The sequence below is a fragment of the Streptomyces sp. Je 1-332 genome (genome assembly GCF_040730185.1).
In the GTDB taxonomy this organism is placed as follows: domain Bacteria; phylum Actinomycetota; class Actinomycetes; order Streptomycetales; family Streptomycetaceae; genus Streptomyces.
In genome coordinates this window covers 619,430-632,208 of record NZ_CP160402.1, presented here as the reverse complement: position 1 = coordinate 632,208, position 12,779 = coordinate 619,430, and the positions used below count along the sequence as shown (strand labels likewise).

General features: G+C 71.5%; 12 protein-coding genes. 11 read left to right on the top strand and 1 reads right to left on the bottom strand.

The window, feature by feature from the left end:
• Nucleotides 1-23 precede the first annotated feature (23 nt).
• From ABXJ52_RS02980 to ABXJ52_RS02930, 11 genes are all read left to right on the top strand, one after another.
• Nucleotides 24-992 (top strand): NADPH:quinone oxidoreductase family protein, encoded by a 969-nt coding sequence (locus ABXJ52_RS02980; RefSeq protein WP_367038964.1) that lies wholly within the window; start codon nt 24-26, stop codon nt 990-992.
• Entirely contained in the window at nt 989-2,170 is a 1,182-nt protein-coding gene (locus ABXJ52_RS02975) for an acyl-CoA dehydrogenase family protein (RefSeq protein ID WP_367038963.1), read from the top strand. The genes ABXJ52_RS02980 and ABXJ52_RS02975 overlap by 4 nt, the downstream gene beginning before the upstream one ends.
• Nucleotides 2,167-3,294 (top strand): acyl-CoA dehydrogenase family protein, encoded by a 1,128-nt coding sequence (locus ABXJ52_RS02970; protein WP_367038962.1) that lies wholly within the window; start codon nt 2,167-2,169, stop codon nt 3,292-3,294. Before ABXJ52_RS02975 ends, ABXJ52_RS02970 begins: the two co-directional genes overlap by 4 nt.
• Nucleotides 3,295-3,416: 122 nt before the next feature.
• Complete coding sequence (locus ABXJ52_RS02965) at nt 3,417-5,012, top strand: ABC transporter substrate-binding protein (RefSeq protein ID WP_367038961.1); 1,596 nt, start codon at nt 3,417-3,419, stop codon at nt 5,010-5,012.
• Nucleotides 5,013-5,044: 32 nt separating this feature from the next.
• Nucleotides 5,045-6,010 (top strand): ABC transporter permease, encoded by a 966-nt coding sequence (locus ABXJ52_RS02960; protein ID WP_367038960.1) that lies wholly within the window; start codon nt 5,045-5,047, stop codon nt 6,008-6,010.
• Entirely contained in the window at nt 6,003-6,881 is an 879-nt protein-coding gene (locus ABXJ52_RS02955; RefSeq protein WP_367038959.1) for an ABC transporter permease, read from the top strand. Before ABXJ52_RS02960 ends, ABXJ52_RS02955 begins: the two co-directional genes overlap by 8 nt.
• 71 nt (nt 6,882-6,952) lie before the next feature.
• On the top strand, nt 6,953-7,873 hold the full coding sequence (locus ABXJ52_RS02950; protein WP_367048775.1) for an ABC transporter ATP-binding protein: 921 nt from the start codon (nt 6,953-6,955) through the stop codon (nt 7,871-7,873).
• Nucleotides 7,866-8,540, top strand: a complete 675-nt coding sequence (locus ABXJ52_RS02945; RefSeq protein WP_367038958.1) for an ATP-binding cassette domain-containing protein — start codon at nt 7,866-7,868, stop codon at nt 8,538-8,540. The genes ABXJ52_RS02950 and ABXJ52_RS02945 overlap by 8 nt, the downstream gene beginning before the upstream one ends.
• 125 nt (nt 8,541-8,665) lie before the next feature.
• The gene (locus ABXJ52_RS02940) at nt 8,666-9,523 is read left to right on the top strand and encodes a phosphatidylinositol-specific phospholipase C/glycerophosphodiester phosphodiesterase family protein (protein WP_367038957.1); all 858 of its coding nucleotides are present in this window, start codon (nt 8,666-8,668) and stop codon (nt 9,521-9,523) included.
• 134 nt (nt 9,524-9,657) lie between these two features.
• Nucleotides 9,658-9,852, top strand: coding sequence for a hypothetical protein (locus ABXJ52_RS02935; RefSeq protein WP_160503040.1), 195 nt, complete (start codon nt 9,658-9,660; stop codon nt 9,850-9,852).
• A gap of 84 nt (nt 9,853-9,936) precedes the next feature.
• Nucleotides 9,937-11,517, top strand: coding sequence for a hypothetical protein (locus ABXJ52_RS02930; RefSeq protein ID WP_367038956.1), 1,581 nt, complete (start codon nt 9,937-9,939; stop codon nt 11,515-11,517).
• A 13-nt stretch (nt 11,518-11,530) separates the two neighbouring features.
• Here the strand turns inward: ABXJ52_RS02930 and ABXJ52_RS02925 are convergent, their stop codons facing one another.
• Nucleotides 11,531-12,715: a phosphodiester glycosidase family protein gene (locus tag ABXJ52_RS02925; RefSeq protein WP_367038955.1), complete on the bottom strand. Its 1,185-nt coding sequence runs from the start codon at nt 12,713-12,715 to the stop codon at nt 11,531-11,533.
• Nucleotides 12,716-12,779 lie beyond the last annotated feature (64 nt).

The window sequence follows — 12,779 nt, the reverse complement described above, 5'->3', positions numbered from 1 at the left end:
CGAAAGCCCCGTGGAGGCCCCGCATGCAGGCATGGCAAGTGCACCAGAACGGCGAGCCGGGCGCGGTGATGCGCCTCGAGGACGTGGACCGGCCGGTGCCCGGCGACGGACAGCTGCTCCTCAAGGTCCGCGCCGCCAACATCAACTTCCCCGACGCCCTGCTCTGCCGCGGGCAGTACCAGATCACGCCCCCGCTGCCGTTCACGCCCGGCGTGGAGATCTGCGGCGAGACCGAGGACGGACGGCGCGTGATCGCCAACCCCGCTCTCCCGTACGGAGGTTTCGCGGAGTACGCCATCGCGGACGCGGCGGCCGTGCTGCCCGCGCCCGACGCCCTGGACGACGCCGAGGCCGCAGCCCTGCACATCGGCTACCAGACGGGCTGGTTCGGCCTCCACCGCCGCGCGCACCTCCAGGAGGGCGAGACGCTCCTGGTGCACGCGGCCGCCGGGGGAGTGGGCAGCGCCGCCGTCCAGCTCGGCAAGGCGGCGGGCGCCAAGGTCATCGGCGTCGTCGGCGGCGCGGCGAAGGCCGAGGTCGCGCGGGAGCTCGGCTGCGATGTCGTCATCGACCGGCGTACGGATAACGTCATCGGCGCCGTCAAGGAAGCCACCGGCGGTCGTGGCGCCGATGTCGTCTACGACCCCGTGGGCGGCGACGCGTACACGCAGTCCACCAAGTGTGTCGCCTTCGAGGGGCGGATCATCGTCGTCGGCTTCGCGAGCGGAGTCATCCCGACGCCCGCGCTCAACCACGCCCTGGTGAAGAACTACTCGGTCCTCGGTCTGCACTGGGGTCTCTACAACGCCAAGGACCCGCAAGCGATCCTGCGTTGCCACGAGGAGCTCACCCAGCTCGCGGCCAAGGGCGCGATCAAGCCGCTGATCAGTGAGCGTGTGCCACTGGGCGAGGCCGCCGCGGCTGTCCAGCGGGTCGCCGACGGTGTCACCACCGGGCGGGTGGCCGTGGTCCCGGGCGGAGGCGACGCATGACGGACGCCGCCGAACTGCGCCGCCGGACGCGGGAGTTCCTCGCCGCGCACCCGCCCGCCGCCACGGAACGCGCGGCGTTCCTCAAGGCCCGTTTCGACGCCGGACTCGCCTGGGTGCACTACCCGGAGGGGCTCGGCGGGCTCGGGGCTCCGCGCTCCCTGCAGGCTGTCGTGGACGCCGAGTTGGAGGCCGCGGGCGCGCCCGACAACGAGCCGCGCCGCATCGGGATCGGTCTCGGCATGGCCGCGCCCACCATCCTGCGCTTCGGCACCGACGAGCAGAAGCGCAGCTTCCTGCGGCCGCTGTGGGTCGGCGACGAGGTGTGGTGCCAGCTCTTCAGCGAGCCCGGCGCCGGGTCCGACCTCGCCGCCCTGGGTACGCGCGCCGTCCGTGACGGTGACGCCTGGGTGGTCAACGGGCAGAAGGTGTGGACGTCCGGGGCGCACGCCGCCCGTTGGGCCATCCTCATCGCCCGTACCGACCCGGAGGTGCCCAAGCACCGCGGCATCACCTACTTCGTCTGCGACATGACCGACCCGGGCGTCGAGGTCCGGCCGCTGCGCCAGATCACCGGCGAGGCCGAGTTCAACGAGGTCTTCCTCACCGACGTACGTATCCCGGACGCGCACCGCCTCGGTGAGATCGGCGACGGCTGGAAGGTCGCGCAGACCACGCTCATGAACGAGCGCGTGTCCATCGGCGGCAGCCGCATCCCGCGCGAGGGCGGCATGATCGGCCCCCTCGCCGAGGCCTGGCGGGAGCGCCCGGAGCTGCGGACCCACGATCTGCACCAGCGGCTCCTCAAGTTGTGGGTCGAGGCCGAGGTCGCCCGTCTCACCGGGGAGCGCCTGCGCCAGCAGCTCGTCGCGGGGCACCCGGGCCCCGAGGGCTCGGGCATGAAACTCGGGTTCGCCCGCCTCAATCAGGAGATCAGCGGCCTGGAGGTCGAACTCCTCGGCGAGGACGGGCTGTTGTACGAGGACTGGACGATGCGGCGGCCCGCGACGGTCGACTTCGTCGGCCGTGACGCCGGCTACCGCTATCTGCGCGCCAAGGGCAACAGCATCGAGGGCGGCACGAACGAAGTGCTGCTCAACATCGTCGCGGAGCGCGTACTCGGACTGCCGTCCGAACCGCGCACCGACAAGGACGTCGCGTGGAAGGACCTCGCCCGATGAGTACGCAGCCCTCCCAGATCCCGCAGCCCGCGCCGCGCGACCTGCTGTACTCCGAAGACGAAGAGGCGCTGCGCTCGGTCGTACGCGGCCTCCTCGCCGACCACTGCGACGCCACAGCCGTGCTCGCCCGCACCGAGTCCGCTGAGCCGCACGACCGCGAACTGTGGAAGGCACTCACCGACGGCATGGGCCTCGCGGGCCTGCTCGTGCCCGAGGAGCTCGGCGGCCAGGGTGCCACGCATCGCGAAGCCGCCGTCGTCCTGGAGGAGTTGGGTCGCGCGGTGGCGCCCGTGCCGTATCTGACCAGTGCCGTCATCGCCACCGAGACGTTGCTGGCCTGTGACGGCGACGGGGCGCGGGAACTCCTGACCGCGCTCGCGGCGGGGCGCAGGGTCGGTGTGCTCGCCGTGCCGCTGACCACCGCTCCCGGCGGCCCACTGCCCGACGTACGCGTGGAGGAAGGTGCCCTGCGCGGGAGCATCACCGGTGTCGCCGACGCGGTCGCCGCCGATGTCTTCCTCGTGCCGACGGCCGCGGGGCTGTACGCGCTGGACGCGGAAGAGGCCGGGGTGACCGTCGTGCCCCGGACCTCCCTCGACCCCACCCGGCCGCTCGCGACGGTCACCTTCGACGGGGCACGCGCGCGCGTGGTCGCTCCGGAATCCGGAACGCCGGTACGGCGTGGTCTGCGGGCGGGGGCCGGGCTCCTCGCCTCCGAGCAACTGGGCCTAGCCGACTGGTGCTTGACCGAAACCGTCCGGTACACGAAGGAGCGGCACCAGTTCAACCGGCCCGTCGGCTCCTTCCAGGCGCTCAAGCACCGCCTCGCCCAGCTCTGGCTCGAGGTCGTCAACCTCCGCGCCGCCGCCCGCAACGCGGCCGACACCCTCGCCGCCGGGAGTGCGGACGCCGATGTCGCGGCGGCTCTCGCGCAGGCCTACGCGTCGCCCGCCGCGGTGCACATCGCCGAGGAGGCGCTCCAGCTGCACGGCGGTATCGGGATGACCTGGGAGCACCCCGTCCATCTCTACCTCAAGCGGGCCAAGGCCGACTCGATCGCGCTCGGCACGGTGGGGCGGCATCGGGAGGAGCTGGCCGCGCTGGCGGACCTGCCCGCGCCCTGACCTCGGCGGTCGCCGCCATCGTGATCCACTCGGTACGGTCCGCACGTTTTACGCACCCATTACATGAGGCATAATTGCGACCCGTTCGCAATAACGTTTGATCTTCAGTAGGGGTGTGGAGCATGAGGGCCCGATCGATACGGGGCACGGGCGCGGTAGCGGCGGCCGCCTCACTGGCGGTCGCCGCATCGGCCTGTTCGGCGCCGGGTGACGGCAAGAACGCGGGCGGCGCCAAGGACTCCGCGGTCGTCGGCATCGCGTACGAACCGGACACCCTGAGCCCGCTCCTCGGCTACGGCAAGGACGGCAACTCCAAGATCTTCGACGGTCTGCTCACGCACGACGCCGAGATGAAGCTCAAGCCCGCGCTCGCGGCCGAGCTGCCCAAGGTCGGCGACGACGGCAAGACGTACACCTTCAAGCTGCGCAAGGGCGTCAAGTTCAGCGACGGCAAGCCCTTCACCTCCAAGGACGTCGTCTTCACGTACGAGACGATCCTCGACAAGAAGACCAACAACGCCGCCAAGACCGAGCTCGACGCCGTCAAGAACGTCGAGACGAAGGGCGACGACACCGTCGTCTTCCACCTCAAGTACCCCTACGCGCCCTTCGCCGAGCGCACCGTCCTGCCGATCGCTCCCGAGCACATAGCCGGCAAGCAGGACGTGAACACCGGTGAGTTCACCACCAAGCCGGTCGGCACGGGCCCGTACAAGCTGGTGAAGTGGTCGAAGGGCGAGAAGCTCACCTTCAAGGCCAACCCCGGCTACTGGGGCGGCGCGCCGAAGGTCAAGAACTTCACCATGGCGATCATCAAGGACGACGACATCCGCGCCACCCGGCTCGACGCCGGTGAGCTGGACGGCGCGATCCTGCCGCCCAACCTCGCGAAGAAGTACGCGAGCGACGGCAACAAGAAGTCGTACGCCGCCAAGACCTTCGACTACCGCGTGGTGACCCTGCCCACCGGCAACGAGGTCACGGGTGACACCGACATCCGGCGCGCGCTCGACACCGGCGTGAACCGCAAGGCCATGGTCGACTCGATCCTGGACGGCGCGGGCAAGGAGGCCTACGGCCCCGTACCGACCGACAGCCCCTGGTTCACCAAGGGCACCGAGCGGAAGTTCGACGCCGCCAAGGCCAAGAAGATCCTCGACGACGCGGGCTGGAAGCCGGGCAAGGACGGCGTCCGCGAGAAGGACGGCGTCCAGGCGAAGTTCCCGCTCTGGTACCTCTCCGGCGACAAGCTGCGTCAGGACCACGCGCTCGCCTACGCCTCCGACGCCAAGAAGCTCGGCGTCAAGGTCGAGGTGCAGGCCGGCACGTGGGAGGTCATCGAGCCGCGTATGCCCAAGGACGCGGTCCTCGCGGGCGGCGGCTCACCGGCCGACCCGGACTTCGACCAGTACACCCTCCTGAAGTCCTCGCTCGCCGGTGACGGCTTCAACAACATGGCCCACTACGACAACCCGAAGGTCGACAAGGCCCTCGACGAGGCCCGCGAGAGCGGCGACCACGCCGAGCGGCAGGCCGCGTACGACACCATCCAGCGCGAGCTGGTGAAGAACCCGGGCTACACCTTCCTCACCCACATCGACCACCTGTACGTCGTCGACAAGCGCTTCGGCGACCTGACCACCCAGACCGAGCCGCACGACCACGGCCTCGCGTCCGGGCCGTGGTGGAACGTCGAGGACTGGCAGCCGAAGCAGTGAGATCCGCGCTCCGGAAGCTCCCCTGGGGGCCGATGGCGCGCATGACGGGACGGCGGGCCCTGTTCGCCGTCCCGGTCCTGCTCGCCGTGACCTTCGGCGTCTTCGCGATCGCCGCCGCGTCCCCCTTCGACCCGGTCAAGGCGTACGCGGGCACGGCCGGGCTCACCGCATCGCAGGAGAACCTCGACCAGCTGCGTGCCAACCTCGGCGTCGACCAGCCGCTCGCGCAGCGTTGGTGGGACTGGCTGACGTCGGCCGTGCACGGCGACCTCGGGGACTCCAGCACCCTGCGCCAGCCCGTCTCCGACGTCATCGGTGAGCGCATCGGCTGGTCCGTGCTGCTCGCCGCCACCGCGTTCCTGCTCGCCATCCTCGTCGGCACCCTGCTCGGTGTCCTCGCCGCGCGCCGCCCCGGCGGCTGGCTCGACCGCGTCGTGACCTCGCTCGCGTACACGCTCGAAGCCGCCCCGCCGTTCTGGATCGGCCTGCTCGCCGTGTGGCTCTTCGCCCTGAAGCTGGGTGTGCTGCCCTCGGGCGGGCTCACGGACACCGCGAGCTCGGCCGTGACCGCAGGGCAGGTCGCGAGCCACCTCGTGCTGCCCGCCTGTGTCCTGGCGATCTCGCAGCTGCCGTGGTTCGTCCTCTACGTACGCCAAGGGGTCGGCGACGCGCTCGGCGACGACCCCGTCCGCGGTGCACGCGCGCGTGGCCTCGCGGAACGGACCGTGCTCCTCGGGCACGCACTGCGCTCGGGCATGCTGCCGGTGCTCACGCTGATCGGCTCCCGCGTCCCCGAACTGATCACCGGCGCGCTCCTGGTGGAGACCGTCTTCAGCTGGCCCGGCATCGCCGCGGCCACCGTGTCGGCGGCGACCGCCGTGGACTTCCCGCTGCTCGCCGCGCTCACCGTCCTCGCCACGGCCGCGGTGCTCCTGGGCAACCTCCTGGCCGACCTGCTGTACGGCCTGGCCGACCCGAGGGTGGGATTCGATGGCTGACACGACTACGTGGCGTGCCTCCCTCGGGGGTGCCTCCAAAAGCCGCTCCACGCGCGCGTGGCGGGTGCGTTCCTCGGCGGTGATCGTCGCGGCGATCGTCCTCGCCGTCCTTCTCGTGCCGCCCCTGGTGAACCTCGACGAACAGGCCGTCGACCTGGCGTCCAAGTTGCAACCGCCCTCCTGGCACCACCCCTTCGGCACCGACGACGTGGGCCGCGACCTTCTCCTGCGCTGCGTGTACGGGCTGCGGGTCTCACTCCTCGTGGGTGTGGTGGCGGCTGTCGTCGCCACCGTCATCGGCACGGCCGTGGGCGCGCTCGCCGCCGCGTCGGGCGGCTGGGTCGACCGGATCGTGATGCGGCTCGTGGACGTCTTCTCGTCCGTGCCGCACCTGCTGCTCGGCATCTTCATCGTGGCGATGTTCCGGCCGGGTGTATGGCCGGTGGTCGTCTCGGTGGCGCTCACGCACTGGCTGTCCACGGCTCGCATCGTGCGCGCCGAGGTGCTCTCGCTGCGGTCACGTCCGTACGTCGACGCCGCCATCTCCGGCGGTGCGTCGCGGATGCGCGTGACCGTGCGCCATCTGCTGCCCGGCGTACTGCCGCAGGCCGGTCTCGCCGCCGTCCTGATGGTGCCGCACGCCATCTGGCACGAGTCCGCGCTGTCCTTCCTCGGGCTCGGTCTGCCCACCCACCAGGCGAGCCTCGGCACCCTCGTGCAGAGCGCGCGCGGCTCGCTCCTCGCCGGGGACTGGTGGCCGACGCTCTTCCCCGGCCTGTTCATCATCGTGCCCACCCTGGCGATCGCGGGCCTCGCGGGCGCCTGGCGGGAACGGATCAACCCCCGGCGCCGATCGGAGCTGATGCTGTGACCGAGCCCGTTTCGAACCCGTCCTCCTCGTCCCCCGTGCTGTCGGTACGAGGTCTCTCCGTACGGTTCCGTATGCGCGGCGACACCTTCGTCTCCGCCGTCACCGACGCGCACTTCGACCTGGCGGCGGGGGAGTGCCTCGCCCTCGTCGGCGAGAGCGGCTGCGGCAAGTCCGTGCTCGCCTCCGCGCTGCTCGGGCTGCTCCCGCAGAACGCGGAGACGGCCGGGTCCGCGCTCATCGGCGACGTGGACCTGCTGACCGCCGACGAGCGCACCCTGGCCCGCACGGTCCGAGGGCGGCGCGTCGGTCTCGTACCGCAGAGCCCGGCCGCGCACCTCACGCCGGTGCGCACGGTCCGCGCCCAGCTGGAGGAGACCCTGCGTGAGCTGGCGGACGTGCGCCGTCCGCGTCCGCAGCTGCGCAAGGCCGCCGAGGAAGCCGCCGAGCGAGCCGCGTTCCCCGCGGGGCACCTCGACCGCTACCCGCACGAGCTCTCCGGCGGCCTTGCCCAGCGCGCCGCGACCGCCCTCGCGCTCATCGGCGACGCACCGCTGCTGCTCGCCGACGAGCCGACGACGGGACTCGACCGCGATCTCGTCGACCGCACGGTGGACGAGCTGCGCAAGCACGTGGGCGAGGACCGCGCGCTGCTCCTGATCACCCACGATCTCGCCGCCGCCGAGCGCATCGCGGACCGCGTCGCCGTGATGTACGCGAGCCGCATCGTCGAACTCGCCGACGCCGAGGACTTCTTCGGCGCCACCGGGCCCCGACACCCGTACGCGCGCGGCCTCCTGAACGCCCTCCCGGAGCGGGAGTTCACGCCGATCCCCGGCATGCCGCCCGAACTCTCCGCGCTGCCGGGCGGATGCGCGTTCGCGGCGCGCTGCACCGGAGCGGACGAGGCCTGCGGGACCGTCCCGCAGGCCGTGGCCGGAGTCGCCTGCCACCACCCCCACAGGGCGGCCGTGCTGGAGGCACCCCATGCTTGAACTCCTCTCCGTCACCGCCGGGTACGACCGCCGCGCCCCCGTCATGCGCGGCGTGGACCTCACGCTCGCGCCCGGTGCCTCCGTCGGTCTCCTCGGCCCCAGCGGCTGCGGCAAGTCGACGCTCGCCCGTGTCGCGGCCCTGCTGCACAAGCCCGACGCCGGCCGCGTCGTCATCGACGGTGAGCCCGCCCGCGGCTGGCGGCACCGCGCCCCCCGCGCCCAACGCACCGCCTTCGGCGTGGTCTTCCAGCAGCCCCGCCTCTCCGCCGACCCGCGCCTCACCCTCACGGACCTGATCGCCGAGCCGCTGCGCGCGGCGGGGCGCGGAAGCGAAGCCGCCGAGCGCGTACGGGAGTTGGCGGCCACGGTCGGCCTCGGCGAGGACCTCCTGGGCCGCAGGCCGCACGAGGTCAGCGACGGCCAGCTCCAGCGCGCCTGCCTGGCCCGCGCCCTGGTGCTGCGCCCGCGCTGGCTGATCTGCGACGAGATGACGGCGATGCTCGACGCCTCGACGACGGCGGCACTCGTGCACGCCGTGGAGGAGTACCGGCGCGAGAGCGGCGGCGGACTGCTCGCGGTCGGGCACGACCGGGTGCTCCTGGAGCGGTGGTGCGAGCGGACCGTCCACTGGGACGAACTGGTGGGGAAGGCCCCACGGGACGTGTGACGCGTCCGGAATGAACGAGGGGCGTCGATAGCGCCAACTCCCTTCCCTGAGGGGTTTCTTGACGCGAGCATGGCCTCATACTCACTGAGGCCCGCCCGTCGTCCTCGTCCTCCCCGGGAGTCTCCGTGGCACTCGTCACCCGTCGTAGAGCCCTGACCATCGGCGCCGCACTCGCCGGCACCGCCGCCGTTCCCGCGTACGCCCAGGCCACCGAGCGAGGGCAGCACCCACGCCCCCTCATCCGCGCCCACGCGCACAACGACTACGAGCACCCCCGGCCCCTGTACGACGCGCTGGACCACCGCTTCGGCAGCGTCGAGGCCGACATCTACCTCGTCGACGGGCAACTCCTGGTCGCACACGACCCGATCGATCTCGACCCCGCCCGCACCCTCGAATCCCTCTACCTGGATCCCCTGGCGGCCCGCGTGCGCGCCCACCACGGCTCCGTGTACCGCGGTTACCACCGCGCCCCCTTCCAGCTCCTGATCGACATCAAGACCGAGGGCGCCGCGACCTACCTGGAACTCGACCGGCATCTGCGGCGCTACCGGCACCTGTTCACCACGTACTCCCACGGCAAGGTGCGCCGCGGACCCGTGACGGCGGTGATCTCCGGCGACCGCGCGGCCCGCGCGCCGATGGAGGCCCAGCGCGTGCGCCGCGCCTTCTACGACGGCCGCCTCGCCGACCTGGGCGGTCCGGCGCCCGCCTCGCTCATCCCGCTGATCAGCGACAACTGGACGCTCAACTTCAGCTGGCAGGGCGTCGGCGCGATCCCCGCCGCCGAACGCGACAGGCTGCGCGGCATCGTCGCCACCGCGCACAAGCGCGGTCAGCGCGTCCGCTTCTGGGCGACACCCGACCTGGCGGGCCCGGCACGCGACGCGGTGTGGGGCGAGCTGCTCGCCGCGGGCGTCGACCACCTGAACACGGACGACCTGGCGGGGCTCGAGGCGTTCCTCGACGCTCGCGGGCGCTAGGCTCCGGACCGCTGAAGCAACGCCCCGGCACATAACACCCGTTCGGAGGACACGCCGGTCGTCCGGATGGTCCCTCCGCTGCGCCACACTCGGCCGAAAGCCGCGGTGTTGACGTGGCGGAGGAGGTTGTCCCCATGGCCATTTCGGTCTCTGTGGTGCTGCTGCTCGTGATCCTGGCAGTGGTCTTTCTGCGCAACGGCGCGCTGAAGTTCTCGCACGCCCTCGTCTGTGCGCTGCTCGGCTTCTATCTGGCGAGTTCGAGCATGGCGCCGACCATTCACAACGGGGTCACGGCGGCCGCGGACATCGTCAGCGGTCTGCAGCCATGACCCTCGGGCCGTGATCGTTGCGTGTTCGTGAACAACTGTCACGTTTCCATGGACACTTCAAGGCACTGCCCCTAGCTTCGGCCCATGCCGCGTCGTAGAACCCTCAGCACCGCCGTCGCCCTGACCGCCCTCACGGTCTCGGCCGTGTCCCTCGCCCCTGCCGCTCAGGCGGACGACATACCGAAGGCGCCGGGGCACCGGCTCGTCGACCAGTACACCGGCGCGCCCGTCGACGCCCGGCCGCTGCCCGGTGAACAGCCGCCCCAGCACCCGTACCTCGCAGCGAACGGCCGCAGCGGTATGCACGCGGACGCCGCGGGCAGCGGGACGTACCCCTGGAACGGGCCGCTGGGGAAGAAGCCGCGCGTCAGCAGCGAGAAGATGGCGGCGCTCGGTGGTGAGTGCGCCACCGTCACCTTCGACCGGGCCGGCCGCATCGTCACCGTCTGCGGTACGTTCACCGGCTTCCTGGTCAAGCTGCTCGACCCGGACACGATGGACACGCTCGCCGAGTACAAGCTCCCGCAGCGCCCCTCCACCGTCGAGGCGATCACGCGCCTGGACTTCTCGAAGATCTTCAAGGACACCTCGGGCGGCGCCTACTCCTACCTCGACAACGAGGACCGGCTCGTCCTCGCCGACTCCCGGCAGCACATCGTCCGCCTCGCGCACGAGCAGACGGCGGACGGCAGTTGGCGTTTCGTCGTCGACAAGGACTGGGATCTGACGGCGCAGGTCCCGCACGACTGCGTGACCTGGTCGAATCTCTACCCGAGTGGTGAATGCGACCCGGTCACGTCGGTGATGCCCGACTGGGACGGCCGCATCTGGTGGGTGACCCGGCAGGGGCGCGTCGGCACCGTCGACCCCGCGTCCGGTGACGTCCGCTCCGTCCGGCTCGACGGCGAGGAGATCCAGAACTCGTTCTCCGTCGCCGAGGACGGCGTCTCGATCGTCTCCGACCACGCGCTCTACAGCTTCCGGGCGGACGCGGACGGCACCCCGAAGGCCGTCTGGCGTCAGACGTACGACCGGGGGACAGGCACCAAGCCCGGCTCGGTCAACCAGGGTTCGGGCACCACGCCCGACCTCTTCGGCAAGGGCGACGACGCGTACGTGGCGATCACCGACAACGCCGACGACCGCATGAACGTCCTCGTCTACCGCAGGGGCGACGACATCGCCGACGACAAGCGCCTCGTCTGCAAGGTCCCCGTCTTCCGCTCCGGCGCGTCGACCACCGACAACTCGCTGATCACCTGGGGCAACAGCCTCGTCGTCGAGAACAACTACGGCTACGAGAACATCACCTCACTCACCTTCGGGCGCAGTGTCGTCGGCGGCGTCAGCAGGATCGACGTACGCGAGGACGGCAGCGGCTGCGACACGGTGTGGGAGAGCGGCGTCCGCGCCCCGTCGAACGTGCCGAAACTGTCCACCGCCAACGGCCTGCTGTACTTCTACACGAAGGAGCCGAGCAGCCTCGGCATCGATGCGTGGTACCTGACGGCCGTCGACTTCCGCACCGGCGAGACCAAGTGGAAACGGCTCGCCGGCACGGGCGTCGCGTACGACAACAACTGGGCGCCGGTGACCCTCGGACCGGACGGCACCGCGTACGTGGGCGTGTTCAACGGCCTGGTGGCGGTGCGGGACACCGAGTGAACACGCCGGTCGGCTAGCCCTGGGAGAACACGCCGATGCCGTTCGGCACCGCGCGTTCCACGCCGCCGCTCGGGTTGTTGCGTACGGTGACGGCCTCGGCGCCCGGGGCCCTGGCGACCAGGGTGGTGGAGGAGGCCAGGGTGGACGAGCCGCCGCCGTCCAGACTGAAGCCCTCCCGCATGCCCAACTCCCGCAGAGTCGATGCGACTTCGGCGATGGTCAGCCCCGTACGGAACTCGGGTGAGCCGTCCAGGGAGAGCAGCAGGAGGCGTCGGCCGTTGTCGGAGATCCCGACCGCCGTGCGCACGGCCGACGTGACGGAGTCCAGGCCGGGCAGCGGGGCGCCGTCGCGCAGGACGGGGAAGCCGCCGAGCGCGAAGCGGAACGGAGCGCCGGAGTGGGCCGCCACCAGCCGGTGCTTGACCTGAACCCGGTCACCGACCGAGAGCTTGCGCAGCTCCTGGGCGCCCGCCTCGCGTCCGACGAGGACCGTGGTGCCGGCGGCCACCGGACCGCTGCCGGGTGTGCCCGCGGACGCCACGACACGGCGGTCGCGCACCGTCACCTCATGGGTGTCCGTGCTGCAGGGCGCGCCGCGGCTGGTGTCGGTGCCGCAGGTGGAGCGCACCCGCGATGTGCTGCCCCAGTCGCTGGTGAACGCGCCGACGGAGCCCACCGGGATGGCGTACTGGTTGAGTCCGCCGAGCGGCAAACGGGTCTGCGCGGTCCGTACTTCGCCGTCGAGGCTGAGGTTGTCCATGCGGGCCCTGCGGTCGAAGCCCACGCCGAGCACGGCTTCGGTGGTCACGCCGGGAGGCATCGCGGGCCCGAAGCGCTGACCGTTGGGCACCGCCGCCTTGAGGGCCCGGCCCCGTGCGACCGCCGGGCCGACGGGCGCGCCGGTGGGCTCGACGCCCGGATGCTGGGTCTCGGAGATGTTGAAGAAGTCGCCGTTGATCCCGCCGACCGCCCCCGCCTCGTCCGCGAGCGCGGAGACGACGGAGCGGGCGCCCACCGCGCCCGGATACAGCAGGTCGACTCCCGTGTTCTTGTTGTTCAGATCGATGTCGAGTACGTGCGCGCGGGCCGTGCCGTGGGAGGCCGGGATGTCGAACTGCCGGTACTCCACGCCCGGCGCGATCCGCGACGCCGCAGTCTTGTCGTCCGCCTCCACGCCGCCGGCCGGTGCCGCTCCCATCAGAGCCGCACCGGCCAGCGTTCCGAATGCCGTCAATACTGAGAGCGCCGCTCTCGCCGTTCTG